Source organism: Aequorivita sp. H23M31 (assembly GCF_004022485.1).
GTDB lineage: Bacteria > Bacteroidota > Bacteroidia > Flavobacteriales > Flavobacteriaceae > Aequorivita > Aequorivita ciconiae.
The window spans coordinates 3,508,379-3,530,919 of the sequence record NZ_CP034951.1; the positions used below are offsets into that span (position 1 = coordinate 3,508,379).

Consider the following 22,541-nt stretch of genomic DNA (forward strand, 5'->3'; position numbering starts at 1 on the left):
ATTAAAATCTCCAATATTCTTTTTAATGGAGTTTTGAACGGTGTTAAAATTTACCAAATTAATTAACTACTAACCTTAATTACTCAATCATGAAAAAAAATTTATTTTTTCTATTATCTCTCTTTTTGTCCACACTCACGTGGCAAGGGATGGCACAGGTGGTTCCCATAGGGACCGGAACGGCTACGCAGATGCAGCCATTGGCAAACTACTATGGCTTTGAACGCACTGCCGATCTATATTCAGCAAGTGAAATCGCCACTACAGGAGTGATTTCAGCGTTGTCTTGGACTGTAAACTCAATAGGATCCACGCATCCTGTGAGAATACTTTTAGCTACCACGGCTTATCAAGAATTTACATCTGCCAAATATGATGATTTTATTACAGCAACCAACCCCGTGGTGGTTTACGACGGATCGATAAGCGCTAGATCCACTCCGGGAATAGTGACTATTAACCTAGCTACCCCTTTTGCCTATAATGGAATTGACAATCTGATCGTTATTGTAGAAAATAATGCCGGTGGCAGCGGTGTTGAAAACTTGGATGGAACTAAAGTGACCTTTACTTCGGGTCAGACCAATCGACACATGTTCTGGAGGAGAGACACCAGCCCTCCTGGCACTGTGACCACTCCTACTCTTAATGCAAATCGTTCAAACATTCAACTGGATTTTTCTGCACCACTACCTAATTGCACTGGTACTCCTGAGGCAGGTATTGCCAGTACTTCTCCATCCACAGGAGGTACGGGTGTTAATGTTACGCTCTCTGCAACGGGATATACTTCTGGATTTCTTGGTATGTCGTATCAATGGGAATATAGATTTGTTGGTGAAGGTGATTGGGCAGATTTTGGTACTGCCACCTCCACCTATGCGGATGCAATAGCATACATTACAGGGCCTGTTGGAAGCATAGCGGAGGTAAGATTGAAAGTAACTTGCTTAAATTCGCAGTCGTCTTCCTATTCTACCACCGCGACATATACAATTGTACCGTCTTTATGTATACCTTCCTCTACTTATTCGAGTGATTACTTAAGCTCAATAAGTTCGGATGGTGCCAATTCTGATATTTCTTACACGACTTCTTCCATGCCTGCTGGCGGGTATGCCGATATGACTTCAGTTGTTTTGGATGCTAGTGCAGCACAGTCTTTCAATATCAACACTACTTATGTTGGAGGAGGAAATGGTGTGAACATTTGGGTCGATTGGAATAACGATTTGGAATTTGATGCAAGCGAAAGAGTGGTCCGTCTGGCCAACGCATCAGCAAATAAAACTCTTTTATTTACAGTTCCTGAAGGAACTCCTCAAGGAACCTACCGTATGCGCGTTCGTGCACAATACGGTTCAACGGCAAATCCTTCTCCATGCGGAAATATATCCTATGGATCGGCAGTGGATTTTAGCTTGAACGTATCTGCACTTGAAGGTTGTACAGAAGCAGTTGCTGGTACGCCAGACAATGCTTCTCTTCAGGTTTGTGGAGGAGTAGGATTTAACCTAAGTGTTACAGGCGCTTCTGAACCAGCCGATGGATTGGTAAGAATTTGGCAATCTTCACCTGCCGGTGATAATGACTGGATGGACATTGATGGTGCCAGCTCACCTTCCTATGCGGTATCTGCTGGCATCTCGGAATCTACAGATTTCCGATATGTTGTTAGCTGTAGCTATAGTCAAGATATTGATGAGTCAGATATAATCCAAGTGACGATGAAGCCTGCCTCTGAGTGCTATTGCGAATCGTATGCTACGAGTGTTGAGCCTATCACTTATGTAGGTTTCGGCGATATCGATAACACTACCGATCCTGCATCGACGTATGGGTATGAAGATTTTACCGATCAGTCCACAAATTTAGCGTCAGGAGGTGTTTATGAAATCACCTTAAAAGGTAATACAGATGGAAGTTATACAAACCGTTTCACCGTGTTTTTCGATTGGAACCAAAACGGAATTTTGGATGACGAGGGAGAGATTTATGTTATTGCACAATCAATTAATGGTTCTACCGGAATTGACGGCAAAAGTGCTATTGGAAATATTGAGGTACCCAATGATGCTATGACTGGAATTACTCGAATGAGAGTTGTTAAAAACTTCTCTTCTCCACGAACGAATCCTTGCGGTTCATATAGCTACGGTCAGGTTGAAGATTATACAGTAAACGTTGTTATTCCAGAATGTACCGCCCCAGAAATGAGCGCTTATGCATCAGATGATGTTGGAGAGCCAATTCAAGGATGTCTCGAGACAGGTGGTGAATTCTATGTATATGCCACCTTATCTGGTGGATCTGGCAACAGTTCATATAACGTAACTGCAAATAGCGGAGATCCAGTTGTAGTAGATGCTGATGATTCTGTTGTTCTTGGACCATTTACGGTTGGTACAAATGTAAGTGTAACCGCAGTAGGAGCTCAAGATGGGGATTGCAGTGTTTCTGCATCTGTTGATTCTCCAGCTTTATGTCCTCCATCTAATGATAATTGTGATGATGCAATTGTGTTGGAGTGCAACGCCGATCCGGTGACGTATTCCTCTGTTGGTTCAACTGCCACAAACACTACTGCATGTACAATGGGCAGTAGAGGAATTTGGTTTTCATTTGAAGGTACGGGAGCCGATATTACTGTCAACTCCTCTGCCACCTTTGATCATGAGATGTCTATTAACACTGGATCCTGTGAGGAATTAGTGAATATTGTTTGTAAGGACAGTTCTACTGGTGCTGAATCATATACAGTAGCAACAACCGTTGCCGGTCAGATGTATTATGTCTATATAGCTCATTACAGTTCTTCGGGTACAACAACTGGTGATATAACTATTAGTTTGGATTGTGCCGTGGTACCAGAATGCGTTGCTCCAGAATTGACCCTTACCGCACAGGATGCCAATGGCGGTGCAATAGAATGTCTTGAAACTGGAGGTGAATATTACGTTCTTGCCTCGCTTTCAGGGGGTGAAGGAAATGCGTCGTATAATGTTGCGGTAAATGATTTCGACTTTGTTGAAGTACCTGCCGATGGTTCTGCCGTTTTCGGACCTATCGCTGTTGGAACAACTGCCAATGCCAGTGCCATTGGGGTTCAGGACGGAGATTGTGTAGCTTATGCAACCTTGAATTCTCCTTCATTATGTCCTCCATCAAATGATGATTGTGACGGCGCTATAGCTTTAGTGTGTGGTGAAACAATTACCGGATCGACTTTAGGTGCATCTGCATCTGGATTGTCCGCTACTTGTGGTAACTATACATCATCTTCAGCACTGGATCTATTTTATTCTTTTGAAGCAGATGGTACGAGTGATTACACAGTTTCTCTAGATGCAGCTCCCGGCAAATCCTTTGATGGAATCCTGTTTGTGTATTCGGGAGTTTGTGGACAACTTACCAGTCTGGGATGTTCAGATTCCGGTAACCCTGAAGAAATGGAGCTTATTGCCCCAGCCGCAGGAACTTACACTGTAAGGATTTTTAGATATTCTGGGACCGGAGAGTTTACTCTTGGATTGGAATGTATTGCCGCTCCGGAATGTGAAGCTCCAGAATTGACCCTTGCAGCGCAAGATGCCAATGGAGGTTCTATTGACTGTCTTGAGGTTGGTGGGGAATACTATGTATTGGCAACCCTATCAGGCGGATCTGGAAACACCTCTTACTATGTTGCTGCCAATGACTATAATGCAGTAGAGGTAAATGCAGATGGCTCCGTTGTTTTTGGTCCTTTCGATGCAGGAACCAACGTTAACGCTAGCGCAATTGGTGCTCAGGATCAGGATTGTACAGTTTATGCGACCTTGGATTCTCCTACGATATGTCCTCCTGTTAACGAGAATTGTGCTGATGCAATTGTTTTGGAATGCAACGCCGATCCGGTGACCTATTCCTCTGTTGGCTCAACAGCTACTGCTCCTGTTGGATGTACTAGCCAAGGTGATAATGGTATTTGGTTCTCCTTTGTGGGTACTGGTGCAGATATCACCATTAACTCCACGGCCAGTTTCGATCATAAAATGTCGATTCAGACAGGTTCATGTGAGGATCTTACATTTATTGCGTGTGAAGACTCCTATATTGGTGCTGAATCATACACGATTGAAAATTCTGTAGCGGATCAGATGTACTACGTATATGTGGCCCACTGGAGTAGTTATACCAATGGAACTGGCGATATCACAATCAGTATTGATTGTGACGTAGTTCCGGAATGCGTTGCTCCAGAACTTATGCTTACGGCGCAAGATGCCAACGGTGGGTCAATTGACTGTCTTGAGGTTGGTGGCGAGTACTACGTACTGGCAACCCTATCAGGTGGGTCAGGAAACACTTCCTATTATGTTGCTGCCAATGACTATGATGCAGTAGAGGTAAATGCAGATGGCTCTGTGATCTTTGGTCCTTTCGATCAGGGAACAACAGTCAATGCAAGTGCCCTTGGTGCTCAGGACGGAGATTGTGTAGCTTATGCAACCTTGGATTCTCCTTCAGTATGTCCTCCCGCCAATGATGATTGCGAAAATGCAATTGCACTTTCTTGCGGTGATTCCGTTGCGGGGACTACAATAGGTGCCACTTATAGTGGAACGACCGATGGTTGTACTTTCCGTACAACAGGTGATGTTTTCTACACACTTGACGTAGTTGAGGGCAATGAATATACCGTAACTGTACAGGGTGCCGATTATGACGCAGTACTTGCAATTTACAGCGGTGTTTGTGGCCAATTAACTGAAATTGACTGTGCGGACAATGGATTCAGTGCTGGTGTAGCCGAAACTATTACCTTCATTGCCGATGCTACCGGAACAGTTGTAATTCGAACCTATGATTGGAGTACTTCTGCCGGAAGCTTTACGATCAGTGTTAATTGTGAAGTAGTTGAAACATGTGAAATGCCAACGGATATAACCTTTGGCCAGGTCACCTACAGTGGAGGTATGGCGCATCTTCCTGTTTCCTGGATCCCGGGCGGCAGTGAGACCCAATGGGAGGTTTATTATTCCAATTGGAATGCCACTGATGAGGGATACATAATTGTGAATACCTACCCGAATACCGTTCTCGATCTGCAGTACTACGTGGAATATGATATTATGGTGAGGGCAATCTGTGGTGAGGGTAACTACAGTGAGTATTCAGATCTGGAAACGATCACAATTGATCCACCGTCCGAAGAATGTGATGAGGGCGACGCTTTCGTAACCACCTGGAGGACTACCTCTGCAAATGAGACCATTACCATTCCGACCTATTTGGGTGAAACCTATAACTATACTGTAGAATGGGGCGATGGCAGCAGCGATAGCAATGTGGGTGGCAATATTACCCATACATACGCAAATGCTGGAACCTATACTGTTTCCATCTGTGGTACTTTCCCCCGCATATATTTCAACAACACTGCTACCAGCAGAATGAAGTTGAGATCTATCGAGCATTGGGGGACCAATGTATGGTCTTCCATGAACGGTGCATTTGCCGGAGCGGAGAATATGGTAAGTAATGCTACCGATATGCCAGATCTATCAATGGTTACCGATATGTACGGAATGTTCGCATATGCCAGATCCTTTAACGGAGATGCCAATTTTGGCAACTGGGATGTTGGCAATGTTACCAACATGGCCGGTATGTTTGGCGGTGCCTCAGTTTTCAACTACCCTATCGGGGGCTGGGACGTGGGCAGTGTGACCAATATGGCACAGATGTTCAATGGGGCCACCCTCTTCAATCAGGATCTTGGGGCCTGGAATGTTGCCAATGTTTCCAATATGGAAAGAATGTTCAGAACGGCAATGAGGTTCAACCAAGACATTGGCTCCTGGAACGTTGGTAGCGTGACGGATATGAGCTATATGTTCTTCCACGCCAACAGGTTCGATCAGGACCTAGGTGGCTGGGACGTAGGCCAGGTCAACGATATGAGGAGAATGTTCAAGAACGTTACCCTGTCAAGGGACAATTACGATTCGCTGCTTAACGGATGGAGCTCACTACCTACGCTTAAGCAAGGCGTGACCTTCGACGGTGGCAACAGTAAGTACTGTGCGGGTGAGCCGGGCAGGATCACCCTGACCTCAAGTCCAAACAATTGGATCATTACTGACGGCGGAAAGGATTGTTCAATCCCGTTCAATGGGGATAGGATAGATGAAAGTGCCACCATGTTTGCAATTTCTTTGTACCCGAACCCCATGAAGGGACAGTTGAACCTGGGCAATCCCAATAGTGCTGAGCTTGAGAGTGTTTCTATTTTTGACCTGACCGGAAGGTTGGTCCAAAAAGTAGAGCTCAACGGCCTCACTACTGGAACTGTGATCGATGTTTCCAGACTGTCAAGTGCCACTTATATGGTCTTGGTTAAGGGCAGGCAAGGACAGGCCACGGAATTGTTGATCAAGGAATAGGAATACCAATCTTAATCCAAATGCCAAAGAGCCCTCCCACTAAAAATGGGAGGGTTTTTTGTTTGCAGTTAAAACTTTTGACAAAAAAATTACCCTCTTTTACCCTTGACCGATTTTTAATTCCTATTTTTTAATGAGAGGAATGTAATTAAAACTGAACGGAGAGGAGTTGGAAGTTGATACAAGGAAGAAAACAATTTCCGTAAAATTGCTGTTTCATATTATTTATCATTGTCTTAATGATAGATTTCTTTTACTGAGATTATACCTCATACAAAGGCTTTAATTTATATTAATGTTCGTACTTTAATAAAATAAATGAGAATTTTCATTACCAATTGAGTTTTTATTTTTATATTCGGGGTATATTAAGAATCAATTAACATTTAAAACCCCAAATTTAAAAAATGAAAAAACTTACCTTTTTTTCTTTTCGTTACCTAGACCCGTAACGGGTAAATGGTTGTAAACAGATTCTTTGCATTCTTCCTGCAAAGGAACTAATGAAAGTTAATACATTAATTTTTTTTTGAAACGACATAGACAGCTATTAAATTAACCGTCCAAGTATCTAATCTCAAAATCTGATAAGAATTTTTTTTCTTGAAAAATGAACTATCAGTTTCATGGAATCCTTACCTAAATTGAGATAAAAAATTTATTGTGTTATAACTCCTATAATTTCCCATATTCTCTTCTCATGGAAATTGATCAAGGTGTAGATATTTTTTCTAAATCAAATCTTTACTAAACTAAATTATTTAACAAATGAAAAAACTTACTTTTTTTCTCTGTGCGATATTTCTGACGATGGTCGGTTTTTCGCATGGTACTGAGCCCTATGCAGGCTTTGTAACTGCAACGGGAGACGGAAACGGAACTTTTAGTTCGTACCAGGGATTAGCTTGGAGTACGATGGGCCAGTTAAACTGGATCGGAACTTCTGAAAGTCGTGTATTGGCCGGTCCTGGAGACACGTGCAATGACCCAGCTGTTATTACTTCTCTGCCATTTACTGTGACAGACAACACATCCAACTATGGCGATGATTACGGATCAGGTGATAGACCCCCTTCAGCTCCTAATGCGGTTGGAAATCCCAGCGGTAGTTACTTGCAAGGTGATGATGTGGTGTATGCTTACACTCCATCAGCAAACGGAGTAATCAATATCTCCGTAACCAATCATGATGCTTGGACTGGGTTGTTCGTCTTTACTGGGTGCCCTTTTGCGAGCACGGTAGGAGGACATACCAATTCTTCTGCTGCTGTACCTTTAGTAGTTAATGGGTTAACGGTTAGTGCCGGCGTGACGTACTACATTGTAATCTCAACATGGCCTACTCCACAAAGTACTCCCTATACATTAACTATTGAGGCAGATGTTTTTGATTGTCCTGAACTAGAGGCTAACTTCGGAGATCCTTGTGATGACGGCAATCCGGATACATTGGGAGATTCAATAAATGAGAATTGCGAATGTGAAGGCATTGTGCCAGGTCCTGGTGCAGATTGCTCTTTGGCCATTTCTTTAGATTGTAATGGGGAACCAGTAACTTATGATTCCATAGGAAGTACTGCAACCAACACCACTACCTGTTCAATGGGTAATGCTGGTTTATGGTTCACTTTTACAGGTACAGGAAATACCATAACCATTAATTCCTCTGCTCCTTTTGACCATGAAATGTCAATTAATTCCGGAAGTTGTGAAAGCTTGACGAATATAGCGTGTAAGGATGGATCGACAGGTGCTGAAACCTATACTATGGCAACTTCAGTAGCAGGACAGGCTTATTACGTGTACATTGCTCATTATGCATCTGGCAATACCACTACAGAAGCTATTACCATTAGCTTGGTATGTGCTACTTCTTTTGACTGTCCAGAGCTTGAGGCAAATTTCGGAGATACTTGCGATCTTGGTGGTGGCGAAACTGGAGTAGTAAATGCTGATTGTGAGTGTGAGGCGGTTAGCTGTCAAAATACTACTAAATATCCGTTCGCAGCTATAACTCCAAATCCTACTGGGGAATCTACTACTATTTCCGGTTGTACTTATTGGTCAGAATATTCTGAAATAACCGGTATTATAGCTGGCTATGACTACCAATTTGATTCTGTTAAAGCCGGAGTAAGCGCATATGTTACAGTTCGGGAAGGAAGTGTCGGAGGCCCTGTAGTAGCCAAAGGTTACGGCCCTCTTACTGTTACTGCACCCTCATCCGCTAATCTTTTTGTTCATTGGAATGCAAATGCGGAATGCGGAACAGCAACTGGTTGTGCAACATCTACAGTATCCTGTGTTTCCTGCGCTACAGAACTTGATTGCGAGGGGGTTCCAGGAGGACCTGCCCAACCAGGTACTCCTTGCGATGACGGAGATCCAAATACCCTAAATGACGTATATGATGAAGATTGTAATTGCGCAGGAGTAATTCCATCCCCTGGAGATTCTTGCGATCTTGCAATAGCAATTTCTTGTGATGATGAGCCAGCTACTTATTCAACTGCTAACTCCGTTGCTACCAATGTTACTACTTGTACAATGGGCAGTAGAGGAATTTGGTTTTCATTTGAAGGTACGGGAGCCGATATTACTGTCAACTCCTCTGCCACCTTTGATCATGAGATGTCTATTAACACTGGATCCTGTGAGGAATTAGTGAATATTGTTTGTAAGGACAGCTCTACTGGTGCTGAATCATATACAGTAGCAACAACCGTTGCCGGTCAAATGTATTATGTCTATATAGCTCATTACAGTTCTTCGGGTACAACAACTGGTGATATAACTATTAGTTTGGATTGTGCCGTGGTACCAGAATGCGTTGCTCCAGAATTGACCCTTACCGCACAGGATGCCAATGGCGGTGCAATAGAATGTCTTGAAACTGGAGGTGAATATTACGTTCTTGCCTCGCTTTCAGGGGGTGAAGGAAACGCATCGTATAATGTTGCGGTAAATGATTTCGACTTTGTTGAAGTACCTGCTGATGGTTCTGCCGTTTTCGGACCTATCGCTGCTGGAACAACTGCCAATGCCAGTGCCATTGGGGTTCAGGATCAGGATTGTGTCGCTTATGCTACATTGACCTCTCCTGGCATATGTGCTCCTGCAAATGATGGTTGTGATGGTGCCGTGGCTTTGGTCTGTGGCGAAACTATTACCGGATCTACCGTAGGCGCAACAGCATCCGGAATGGATTCCACTTGTAACGGCTATACCTCATCTTCTGCTCTGGATGTATTCTATACATTTGAGGCAGATGGTTCAAGTAACTATACCATTACTTCAGATGCAGTTCAAGGGTCATTCTTTGATGGTGTCCTTTATGTATATTCAGGTGCCTGTGGAGAGCTTAGCAATATTGACTGCTCCGATTCAGGTAACCCGGAGTCAATAACTTTGGAGGCTCCAGAAGCTGGAACTTACACTGTTAGACTTTATCGTTATTCAGGAACAGGCGAATTTACGCTCGGATTGGAATGCTCTTCTGCTCCAGAATGTGTTGCTCCAGAATTGACACTTACAGCACAGGATGCCAATGGCGGTGCAATTGAATGTCTTGAAACTGGAGGTGAATATTACGTTCTTGCCTCGCTTTCAGGGGGTGAAGGAAACGCATCGTATAATGTTGCGGTAAATGATTTCGACTTTGTTGAAGTACCTGCCGACGGTTCTGCCGTTTTCGGACCTATCGCTGCTGGAACAACTGCCAATGCCAGTGCCATTGGGGTTCAGGATCAGGATTGTGTCGCTTATGCTACACTGGAATCTCCAATGATCTGCCCACCATCCAATGACGATTGTGACAACGCTGTGCAGTTGGCTTGTGGTCAACCAATAACCGGTAGTACCGTCAATGCGACTGCTTCTGGTCTTCCAGCCACATGTAACGGCTATACCTCATCTTCTGCACTTGATGTATTTTATAGTTTTGAGGCAGATGGTTCAAGTAGCTATACCGTTTCATTAAATGCAGTTGAAGGTTCATTCTTTGATGGTGTCCTTTATGTATATTCAGGTTCCTGTGGAGAGCTTACCAATATTGACTGCTCCGATTCGGGCAACCCCGAGACAATAACCTTGGAGGCTCCAGAGGCTGGAACTTACACCGTTAGACTATACCGTTATTCAGGAACAGGCGAATTCACGCTCGGATTGGAATGCTCTTCTGCTCCAGAATGTGTTGCTCCAGAACTTACGCTTACAGCAAAGGATGCCAATGGTGATGCAATAGAATGTCTTGAAATTGGAGGTGAATATTACGTTCTTGCCACGCTCTCAGGGGGTGAAGGAAACACATCCTATAATGTTGCGGTAAATGATTTCGACTTTGTTGAAGTGCCCGCTGGTGGCTCTGCCACTTTTGGTCCCATTGATGCGGATACTATGGCAAATGCCAGTGCCATAGGTGTGCAGGACGGAGATTGCGTGGCCTATGCAACCCTTAATGCTCCTGTTACCTGTGCCCCGGCCAACGACGACTGTCTGGATGCAATAATGCTCTCCTGCGATGATTCCGTTGAGGGAACTACCTATGGTGCCACTTACAGTGGACTGACCGATGGCTGTACCTCACGTTCAACGGGAGACGTTTTCTATACACTTGCTGTTGAGGCAGGCAATGAATATACCGTAACTGTTATTGGTGAAGATTATGATGCCGTCCTAGCAATCTATAGTGGAACTTGTGGTAGTTTAACTGAAATAGCCTGTGCGGACAATGGATTTAGTGCTGGTATGGCAGAAACCATTACCTGGACTGCTGATGCTACCGAAACCGTGGTTATCAGAACTTACGATTGGAGTTCTTCTGCAGGAAGCTTTACTATTAGTGTTGAGTGTACTTCTGCTCCAGAATGTGTTGCTCCAGAATTGACTCTTACAGCACAGGATGCCAACGGTGGTCCTGTAGAATGTCTTGAGGTTGGTGGGGAGTATTACGTTCTTGCCTCGCTCTCAGGGGGTGAAGGAAACACATCCTATAATGTTGCGGTAAATGATTTCGACTTTGTTGAAGTGCCCGCTGGTGGCTCTGCCACTTTTGGTCCCATTGATGCGGATACTATGGCAAATGCCAGTGCCATAGGTGTGCAGGACGGAGATTGCGTGGCCTATGCAACCCTTAATCCTCCTGTTACCTGCGCGCCAGACAACGATGATTGTACAGATGCAATGATGCTTTCTTGCGGTGATTCTGTTGAAGGAACTACTTATGGTGCTACTTATAGCGGTACCACAGATGGTTGTTCTTCCCGTACTTCTGGAGATGTTTTCTATACTCTTAACGTAGAAGCGGGCAATGAATATACCGTAAGTGTTATTGGTGAAGATTATGATGCGGTCCTAGCAATCTATAGTGGAACTTGTGGTAGTTTAACTGAAATAGCCTGTGCGGACGATGGTTTCTCTGCAGGTATGGCAGAAACTATTACCTGGACTGCTGATGCTACCGAAACGGTAGTAATCAGAACCTACGATTGGAGTTCTTCTGCAGGAAGCTTCACTATCAGTGTGGATTGTACTCAAGGTGGAGGTTCTTGTGATGAGAATGCATTTGTTACCACCTGGAGGACTACCTCTGCAAATGAGACCATTACCATTCCGACCTATTTGGGTGAAACCTATAACTATACTGTAGAATGGGGCGATGGCAGCAGCGATAGCAATGTGGGTGGCAATATTACCCATACATACGCAAATGCTGGAACCTATACTGTTTCTATCTGTGGTACTTTCCCCCGCATATATTTCAACAACACTGCTACCAGCAGAATGAAGTTGAGATCTATCGAGCATTGGGGGACCAATGTATGGTCTTCCATGAACGGTGCATTTGCCGGAGCGGAGAATATGGTAAGTAATGCTACCGATATGCCAGATCTATCAATGGTTACCGATATGTACGGAATGTTCGCATATGCCAGATCCTTTAACGGAGATGCCAATTTTGGCAACTGGGATGTTGGCAATGTTACCAACATGGCCGGTATGTTTGGCGGTGCCTCAGTTTTCAACTACCCTATCGGGGGCTGGGACGTGGGCAGTGTGACCAATATGGCACAGATGTTCAATGGGGCCACCCTCTTCAATCAGGATCTTGGGGCCTGGAATGTTGCCAATGTTTCCAATATGGAAAGAATGTTCAGAACGGCAATGAGGTTCAACCAAGACATTGGCTCCTGGAACGTTGGTAGCGTGACGGATATGAGCTATATGTTCTTTCACGCCAATAGGTTCGATCAGGACCTAGGTGGCTGGGACGTAGGCCAGGTCAACGATATGAGGAGAATGTTCAAGAACGTTACCCTGTCCAGGGACAATTACGATTCGCTGCTTAACGGATGGAGCTCACTACCTACGCTTAAGCAAGGCGTGACCTTCGACGGTGGCAACAGTAAGTACTGTGCGGGTGAGCCGGGCAGGATCACCCTGACCTCAAGTCCAAACAATTGGATCATTACTGACGGCGGAAAGGATTGTTCAATCCCGTTCAATGGAGATAGGATAGATGAAAGTGCCACCATATTTGCAATTTCTTTGTACCCGAACCCCATGAAGGGACAGTTGAACCTGGGCAATCCCAATAGTGCTGAGCTTGAGAGTGTTTCTATTTTTGATCTGACCGGTAGGTTGGTCCAAAAAGTAGAGCTCAACGGCCTCGCTACTGGAACTGTGATCGATGTTTCCAGACTATCAAGTGCCACTTATATGGTCTTGGTTAAGGGCAGGCAAGGACAGGCCACGGAATTGTTGATCAAGGAATAGGACTAACCAATCTTAATCCAAATGCCAAAGAGCCCTCCCTCTAAAAATGGGAGGGTTTTTGTTTGCTATGCATGTTCATTATCTATAGGGTTAAAGTCCCGAACGAGCTTATTTTGACGAGAACCGTTAGTTGAGGGGAAAGGTCTTTGCCGTGAGGTAATCCCGATAGCTATCGGAAGAAAGAAGCCTAAAACAAAAGTCGGTACCAACGAACACAAACTGCATACTAAGGCTTGCCCGGAGGGTTATGTGGCAATAGACACAGACGCCCGAAAGTCGTCCATAATTCAGGGTAGTAAATGCAGTGGTATTGACTGGAAGATAATGGACTTAACGTAGGAGGTCTCCAGCCCGAGAGGGGTGGAGAAGTCAGCAGAGGCCATAGTACCGGTACCGGTATAAGTATTGGGTAACGCCAATATAGGGAAGGGCCGAATTTTCAATTAAGGAGCAGTAGTTCTGTAAATCGTAACATCTATGATGAAGCCAGAAAAATACGAAAGCTCTCAGATGGGTCTTTTTGACGAATGGGAGTGTAACCAAACGGTGGAAGGCACTGACATATTCAGTGTCCGAAGCGGTCTGGTAAGGCGTGAGTGGCTGTCGAGGTGCAGAAAAGAACGAGCCTTGACCCAAGATTTGATGAGTGAGATAGCGGACTTAAAGAATCTTGATACCGCATTGCGGAAAGTAATCAGTAACAAGGGCAGTGCAGGCATTGACGGAATAAACGTTGAAGAATTAGGGGGTGGTTTTCCACCCACTACCAAGGACTTCAACACCAGTTAATGGCAGGCACCTATCAGGTTACGGCAGTTAAAGAGGTATTGATAACCAAACCGAACGGCGGTAAACGCCAGTTCGGCATCCCACGGTTAAAGACCGCTTGGTACAACAATCTATAAGCCAAGTATTGTCAAAACGCTATGGCCCCACATTCTCAGACCCCAGCTACGGCTTTCGCCCCAAGCGCAATGCCCATCAGGCACTGCGCAAAGCAGGTGGTTATGTAGCAGAGGGCAAGAATAGGAGCGTCGATATAGACTTGGCGAAATTCTTTGACGAAGTGAACCACGATTGTTTGCTGTGGCAGCTAAGCACCCGTATTGGCGACAAGAAAGTGCTTAAACTGATTGGGAAATTCCTTCGGACAGGAATGTTGAGCGGAGGAATGACCAGTCAGCGGGTAAATGGGACGCCACAGGGCATTCCGTTGTCCCCGCTACTGTCCAATATCGTTTTAGACGAACGGGACAAGGAACTGGAGCGAAGAGGACACGGTTTTGTGCGATATGCCGAGGACATTATTATCATGGTCGGGAGCGAACTGGCATCAGAACGAGTGATGAAAAGCCCTTCAGAGTTTATCGAAAACCGAATGCGGCTAAAGATAAACAAAGAAAAGAGCCAAATCATCCGACCTTATCAACTCAGTTTTCCTGGACATAGCATTTTAATGGACGGAAGTTTAGGACTGATCCGAAAGAGCTTACAACGCTTCAAGGCGAAACTTAAACAGCTTACCAAACGCAACAGGGGCATCAGCTTTGAGCAAATGATAAGTGAATTAAACCCTGTTCTTCGGTTGGCTGAACTACTTCAAATATGCAAAAATGAGAAACCGTTTAGGCGGAACAGAAGCTTGGCTGCGTCGGAGATTAAGGTGCTACCGTTTAAAACAATGCAAACGGGCATTGGGCAAGGTTTTTGACAAAATTGGGCGTCCCCTGGAACCGAAGTTGGACAACAGCAGGAAGTTCCAGAGGATGGTTTAGGTTGTCAATGACCCACACTGCACACGAGGGAATGAACCTGAAATGGTTCAAGAAAAGGGGATTGTATAGTTTAACAGCCAATTACGGTTCACCATTGAGAAAACCGCCTAATACGAGAGACGTACGTTGGGTGGTGTGAGATGACATCAAAGTTAGGAATGATCACCTACCTTTGCTTCCTACTCGATTGTTTGTCGTTGTTACTACTTTTAGTAGCTCTTTGCGTACTGAAACCTATTTAGGTAAATAGCGTCCTATCTAATTTTATTTAAACCGGAATAAATTTTCCCAGAATCATGTTGGTAGGAATTTCCTTTCTAAATAGGCGAAATACTTAATAAAAGGGGAAAAACCCTCTTGTCTTGAATAAAGATATATTACATCTTTGTTTTACTTTATAATTAATTGGGGAGTTAACATAAAGTTGAGTTTAAGAAAAGGTTGTTTGTGAAAGCATTCAACCTTTTTTTTTCAATTTCAAAGTAAATAATTAATCCTGCTTCGCTCTCAAAAATTCAAATATGTGTTATAGTATCAAAAGCATTTCTTTTTTTATTATTAAAAAAAAGTTGTGATAATTCAAAATTCGACTATGAGATTCTATAATTCACATTTTGGTTGATCCCAAATTGCGATTTTTCGTAAATAGAAATTCCATACGCCAGCTAAGATTCTGGCTCTTGGCGAACCTTCCAATCTATTTTGAATATTTTTAGGACCCACTCTTGCTTCACTAGGGCAATGAGATCTTTTGGATTTGACCGTAGAATCAAGATTTTCCTCAGATGCGGATGATGAGAAAAATTAATACCTTCTATTTTTGCTAATGGGGAAAAACCTAGGGAATTAGAGGAAAAATCCTCTTGATTCGAGATGAGGTTTATTGCATCTTTGTTATACTTTATAATTAATTGGGGAGTTAACATAAAGTTGATTTGAAAAAAGGTCGCCTGGATAAATCGGGATGACCTTTTTTTATTCTTATACGTAATATTCCAAAATCATCAAATCACTGTATAGGCAAGATCCCTTTTACTTTGGTGTATACATCGTTTTATATAATCAAATTTCATTTCTGGCAGAATTTGAATCAATAAAACGACCTCTTTTTTGAATACTGAACGTCTTTAAACTCCAAGAAAACTTTTAAAAGTAAAATAAAAGTTCTGACTACCGTGAAATTATTGATTTCAATTAGATGTCCTAAATTCAGAATTTTTTAATAACTCTGGATCCCAAATTGAATTTCTTTAATATGTTAAGTGGACTAAATAAAAGCTGAGGAATAATAGATTTTTAAAAAAATTGCGAGATAGGAAAAATACTTAATAATATGGGGCAAATACCTCTTGAGAATATTTGAAAAATGGGGCATCTTTGTGAGGCTTATTAGATTAATGTGGTTTTTAAATATTAATGAATACAAAGGTTGCCCCTCGAATAGGCAACCATTTTAATTGATATTTATCATCTTTTGTAGCTCTTAATAGAAAAAATAATTTTAATAAAAGCTTTTTATTTGATTTTTTTGGAAAAATTAGTCTTAACATTAATTCCAAACGATCGATTTGGGGAGATGAATATTTTATAAGTGGGATTAAGATTCGGAATAGAATTCTCGTTTGATGAAGTGTTAGTATTAGCCAAAATACCCTGTTCTTTATGAAGCAGGGTATTTTTATTTTAATAATCTAAACTTAATTAAATACATTTTCTTGGGTTAAAAATGACTAGAAAAATCTCTCTTTTAACCCAAACCCTACTTGAATTTTCAATATAAAATGTTCGAAGGAAACTGGATATATTAAGAAATCTCTTTAATTTTGAAATCAAGCTATTTTATTTTTTTCAATAAATTTGCTACAATTGATTAATGGTTTTGCGAATCGCAACGAGATCGGTAAGTAACTTTTCCAGAAGATTTAAATTGAGCATATTGGCGCCATCACTTTTGGCATGGGCAGGATCGAAATGAGTTTCAATAAAAATTCCATCCGCTCCAGTAGCAATTCCTGCTCTCGCAATAGTAGAAATCATTTCTGGCCTTCCTCCAGTAACACCAGCACTTTGATTGGGTTGCTGTAAGCTGTGCGTTACATCTAGTACAACAGGGGCAAACTGTTTCATTGTTGGGATCCCACGAAAATCCACAATCATGTCTTGATAGCCAAACATAGTCCCGCGATCAGTTATAAGTATCTGGTTGTTTTTGCAATCTGTTACCTTGGTAACGGCATATTTCATGCTCTCGGGACTCATGAATTGACCTTTTTTTAAGTTTACTACTTTCCCTGTTTCCGCAGCTGCAACCACCAAATCTGTTTGTCGAACTAGAAATGCTGGAATTTGCAAAACATCCACATATTCTGCTGCCATAGAGGCGTCACTAACATCATGAATATCCGTAACCGTTGGAACATTAAAGGTTTCGGAAACTTTCTTTAGGATTTTTAATGCTTTTTCATCACCAATACCCGTGAAGCTATCTATACGGCTTCGATTGGCTTTTTTGAAGCTTCCCTTAAAAATGTATGGTATTCCCAGTTTATCAGTAATTGTAACAATTTTTTCAGCGATATGCAGGGCCATTTCCTCACCTTCGATCGCGCAGGGGCCTGCGAGAAGAAAAAAGTTATTGGAGGTTGCATGTTTTATCTTAGGAATGAGCGCTAGTTTCATTTTGCTGGATTAATTAATTTCTCTCTGGTTCTCGTTAATTACGAATTGGGCAATGGGTATTTATTTAAAATAACGACGATTGCAACCCCACATAATCTAGATGGTTGTCAATTATTTAATTCTGAAAAATAAGTACTTAAATTTCAATCCACCAAAGGTAATCAACTTATTTAAAACGATTGCGCGCGAGTTTCTTTTAAGACTCGCAGATATAGGAGAAAAAGAGGTCTTAGGTATTATACCGAACGGCACTACCGTCAATATGAGATATTCCAGAACAAATTGCAGGAACCACTGTTTTCTATATTAATGAAGCTACCAATAACTTTCCAATCGCCACCACAAGCGATAGGAATATATATTGTCTTTAATTATTTATTAATAAAATAATTGCCAGAAGAGTCATTTTATTTGATTGTTCATCAAGACGTTTGGACATTTGTATTGGAGAAGATAAACTTTCAAACCTTGGAAAACACCAACATTTTTAGCTCCTATATTGCATATCTTTTTTTCTAACGAATCCCCAATACTCGATCTTTGTTAAAAAAGAATAAACTATATTTGTCGCAAAAAGTTTTTTTATGAAATTTAGATCTTCCCACGTTCTTTTCCTCGTTATGATCCTGAGTTTGTTTTCCTCTTGTGTCTCGCGAGAAAAGATTGTCTATTTTCAAGATATTGAAAAATTGGCCGAAAAGTCCAGTATTGCTCAGCCATCTTTAACCTTTAAATCAAATGATTTAATCGGTATAATGGTCTCGGCTTCAACTCTTGAGGCAGCTCGACCTTTCAACGTAATTATTGAGGCTCGTCCAATGCCTGGAGCTTTTGATTATGGGAATACTCAGCTCCAGCAAGTTGGATATGTAGTTGACCCAATGGGTAATATAAATTTTCCCGAGTTAGGAGAAATTAAAGTTGAGGGGATGACTCCGAAGGAACTAAATGAATATTTAACAAAGGAGCTCAGCGATTATATAAAGGATCCCATTGTAAATATACGTCTATTGAATTTTACCGTAAGCGTGCTCGGAGAAGTTAATAGACCTGGTACATACCCTGTTACCGGAGAAAAAATTTCTATTACTGAAGCAGTAGGTTTGGCTGGCGATCTGTCCATTTATGGAAAACGTAATAATGTTTTAGTTATTAGAGAAAATGGTGACTCGAAAAGTTATGCATATCTTGATTTTACCAGTGCAGAGCTAATGAATTCAGAGTATTATTATTTGAAACAAAATGACGTTGTCTATGTTGAGCCCAATAATGCCCAACGTCAGTCTGCTGCTTTTAACAGAAATGCGGGAGTGTATGTTAGTATTGCTTCATTGCTACTTTCCGTAGTTGTATTAATAACCAGATAAATTTTAATGGAAGATTCGCAAAATATGGCTCAAGAGAGCCACGAAATAACCCTTAGGGAACAAATAGAACTATATACACGAAACTGGGTTTGGTTCGTTTTATTCGCTATAATGGCTCTTTTGGCATCCTTTATTTATTTAAGATATGCTACCCCAATATATAAATCAACGGCCACTATTCTTATTAAAGATGAAAAAAATAGTTCGTTGTCGGAATTGGCAGCTTTTCAGGATCTGGGCTTAACAGGAAGTATGAACCAATCTGGTTTTGAAAATGAATTGTTGATATTGAAATCCAAAACAATCACGGAACGAGTAGCTAAGGAGTTAAATCTAGATATTAGGTATTACAGTGAGGGCAATATTAGTACAACGGAGCGGTACAAAAATGTACCATTTCGAATTACAATACTATCTCCACCAGATTCACTTAAATATTCATCGCCACCATTTTATGTTTCTACTATATCCGATAAGAAATTTGAACTATGGGATGACGAGATAATGGAGAAAACTGAATATAATTTTGGAAAGCGGATAGCTCTGCCAATTGGGAATATTATGATAACCCCAAATTTGGATATTTTAAAAAGAGAAGGAACTGAACATTTAACTCCAATACGAGTCGAAATTAGCAGTATCTCGGCAATAGGTGGTTATTATCGCCAGGGGATTGGAGTAGAGCAAATGGGCGATTTAAGTAGTGTGATTCAGCTATCACTGACCTCTCCAATTCCTCAAAAAGCGGAGGATATTTTAAATGAATTGATTCGACAATATAATCAAGATGCAATGGACGACCGTAACATGGTAGCGGAGAATACTGCCGAATTTATAAAAGGTCGTTTGGAGATCATAACAAAGGAATTGGATTCGGTTGAAACTGGAAAAGTCGATTTCAAACAGGAGAATAGATTAACCGACATTGCCGTGGAGGGAGAAATGTTTCTTAATAATGCTAGCGAGTATTATAAACGACTTGTGGACGTGGAGATGCAACTTGAATTAGTAAGGACAATGACGGATTATGTTAGAAAGGGTACGGAATCTGACCTTTTGCCTACTAATCTCGGTGTAGAAGCTGAGGGGGTTGCTAGTGCAATTGCTTCCTATAATCAATTGGTTCTTCAACGAAATAGGATATTGGCGAGCTCGACAGAAAGGAACCCTGCAGTAGTGGATTTAAATACCCAAATTGCCTCACTTAAAGGGACCATTTTAGGAAGTCTTTTTAATGCTAAAACTTCCTTGGAAATTGCAAAAAGTGATCTTCGGTCACAAGAAAATAATATAGGTTCAAAGATAATGTCCATTCCTTCCAAGGAAAAGACTTTTCGTAGTATTACTCGCCAGCAAAATGTTAAAGAAGCCCTTTATTTATACTTGTTGCAAAAAAGAGAGGAAAATGCTATTTCTCTAGCTGTTACTACTCCAAAAGCAAAAGTAGTAGACTATGCCTATACAATGCGGGCTCCTGTATTCCCAAGAAATAATATTGTCATTCTCATTGCGCTGATAATTGGTTTGTTAATTCCATTTGGTTTTATTTACCTAAAGAATCTAATTGACAACAAAATCCGTCATAGGGGGTACATAGAACGTCGGGCAAATACTATTCCAGTAGTTGGAGAAATTCCCCAATTGTTGAGAACCGACTCGGAGATTATCGAGAAAAATGACCGTTCAATTTTAGCAGAATCCTTTAGGATTTTACGTACCAATCTGGAATATTTGTATGTTAACAACTCAGAGGAAAATGAAAATAGAGGAAGGACAATTTTTGTGACTTCTACTATTAAAGGAGAAGGAAAAACGCTTGTAGCTTATAACCTTGCATTAACATTGGCTTATTCTGGCGCCAGGGTTGTAATTGTAGGAGGAGACGTGAGAAACCCTAAATTACATCGATACACGCCAGGGATTCCATATAAGAATGGGGTTGTAGAGTTCTTGGTGAACGAAAATGAACCGAGTGTTTTTGATTATATTGTTCCCTCGGAAGAAAATCCAAATTTGAGTCTTTTATTTTCGGGGACTATTCCTCCTAACCCTGCAGAACTTTGGATGCGTTCTGGGACCAAGAAAATGTTTGCTGAATTAAAGCAAAATTTTGATTATGTAATTGTGGACACCGCTCCTTGTATGTTGGTGACCGATACTTTCTTGATCCAAAAGTACGCTGATGTTACATTATATGTGGTCAGGGCCGGTTTTACTGAGAAACGACTTCTGGAATTTCCATTGGAAAGTGTAAAAACTAAAAAGCTCGATAGAATGGCATTTGTACTCAATGATGTAAGTGAAGCCAATTACGGTTATGGTAATAAATATAGTTATATCTATGGAGCCAAAGAACCAACTTTATGGGAAAGGTTCAAGAAAAGTTTTTAAATAATTTAATTCTGAGATAGTTACTCAGGGGAATTTTTAAGGAAAGACCTTATTTTCTAAGATTTCCAGGATTTCACTTAGTGGATTTGATTCCCAAAAATAATAATGGTCATTTTCTATTTGGAAAACGACCATTTTTTTTGATTAGAACCAACTCGGTGCTTTTTGTTTAATCTGGTTTTATTGAAATTTATGATGGAATATGCCTTCTTATTTCCAAATTGGTTATTAATTTTTACCTCTATAGACGAATATTTCATTTCATAAAGTATTCGAAATGTTGTAGTTTTCTTAAATTAAAGCAAAAATTTCAATCTATATTTTGTAATCCTGAAAATTGAGGCTAATTTTGTTCCATATTTAAAAATAACTAAACTATACAACAATGAATAAACTGATTCTAATATTTGCTGCTGCTTTAATTATTAGCTGTGGCGATAACAAAAAGGAAAAGACTTCTGACGATATGCAGATTGGTACTAAGGTGGAGGAAACAACTCCTGCTAAAGACGACGCAACTGATAATTCCGTTGCAGATGTAACAATTACAGCAAATGACCAAATGAAGTTCGATAAGAGCGAAATTCGTGTTAAAGCTGGTCAAAAAGTTAGACTTACTTTGAAACACGTTGGAACGATGGATAAAAGTGTAATGGGTCACGATTGGGTATTACTTAAAAAAGGTGTTGATATGGCTACTGTAGGCCAAGCCACTGCAGAAGCTCAAGATCACGACAATTTTCCAGATAGTGTTAAGGGTGATATCATTGCACACACTAAGATGTTAGGTGGTGGAGAAAGTGACACAATTGAATTTGATGCTCCGGCTCCAGGAACCTATACTTTTATGTGTACTTTTCCTGGCCATTATGCTCTAATGAATGGTAAGTTTATCGTAGAATAATATCCCAAGGAATTAAATTATATTAAAAAAGGGTCACAAATTGTGATCCTTTTTTAATGGATATTAATTGAGATAGAAATATTCTAGTAAATCATTATCCGTTTAGACCAGTAGGCACTGATAGAAAATATTCACGATTCTGCGCCTATAAAAATTTAAAAATAAAGTCTATTTATTCGGATTTGTCCCTATAATCCAACAGAAATCCCAAGGGCAACCAGAT

Annotated in this window: 7 protein-coding genes and 1 pseudogene; 7 read left to right on the forward strand and 1 reads right to left on the reverse strand. The window is 41.3% G+C overall.

The genetic code is table 11. The annotated features are described in order from the left end of the window. Positions 1 to 89 precede the first annotated feature (89 nt). The 4 genes and pseudogenes from EI546_RS15345 (at position 90) to EI546_RS15355 (ending at position 14,977) form a co-directional block, all read left to right on the forward strand. Positions 90 to 6,428, forward strand: coding sequence for a BspA family leucine-rich repeat surface protein (locus tag EI546_RS15345; RefSeq protein ID WP_128251368.1), 6,339 nt, complete (start codon positions 90 to 92; stop codon positions 6,426 to 6,428). 768 nt (positions 6,429 to 7,196) lie between these two features. Then, positions 7,197 to 13,202 carry a BspA family leucine-rich repeat surface protein gene (locus EI546_RS15350; RefSeq protein ID WP_128251369.1) on the forward strand — a complete coding sequence of 2,002 codons (6,006 nt, stop codon included), beginning with the start codon at positions 7,197 to 7,199 and terminating at the stop codon, positions 13,200 to 13,202. 642 nt (positions 13,203 to 13,844) lie between these two features. Then, entirely contained in the window at positions 13,845 to 13,991 is a 147-nt protein-coding gene (locus EI546_RS16360) for a hypothetical protein (RefSeq protein ID WP_205649743.1), read from the forward strand. Positions 13,992 to 14,115: 124 nt separating this feature from the next. Continuing rightward, positions 14,116 to 14,977: pseudogene (locus EI546_RS15355) on the forward strand (reverse transcriptase domain-containing protein). Between the two features lie 1,860 nt (positions 14,978 to 16,837). Here the strand turns inward: EI546_RS15355 and kdsA are convergent. Further along, positions 16,838 to 17,656, reverse strand: a complete 819-nt coding sequence (kdsA, locus tag EI546_RS15360) for a 3-deoxy-8-phosphooctulonate synthase (RefSeq protein ID WP_128251370.1) — start codon at positions 17,654 to 17,656, stop codon at positions 16,838 to 16,840. 584 nt (positions 17,657 to 18,240) lie between these two features. Here kdsA and EI546_RS15365 point away from each other — a divergent pair. From EI546_RS15365 to azu, 3 genes are all read left to right on the forward strand, one after another. Further along, positions 18,241 to 19,023: a polysaccharide biosynthesis/export family protein gene (locus EI546_RS15365; RefSeq protein ID WP_128251371.1), complete on the forward strand. Its 783-nt coding sequence runs from the start codon at positions 18,241 to 18,243 to the stop codon at positions 19,021 to 19,023. A 24-nt stretch (positions 19,024 to 19,047) separates the two neighbouring features. Beyond that, complete coding sequence (locus tag EI546_RS15370) at positions 19,048 to 21,414, forward strand: GumC family protein (protein WP_240673126.1); 2,367 nt, start codon at positions 19,048 to 19,050, stop codon at positions 21,412 to 21,414. Between the two features lie 385 nt (positions 21,415 to 21,799). Continuing rightward, complete coding sequence (gene azu / locus EI546_RS15375) at positions 21,800 to 22,318, forward strand: azurin (RefSeq protein WP_128251373.1); 519 nt, start codon at positions 21,800 to 21,802, stop codon at positions 22,316 to 22,318. The last annotated feature ends 223 nt before the right edge of the window (positions 22,319 to 22,541 follow it).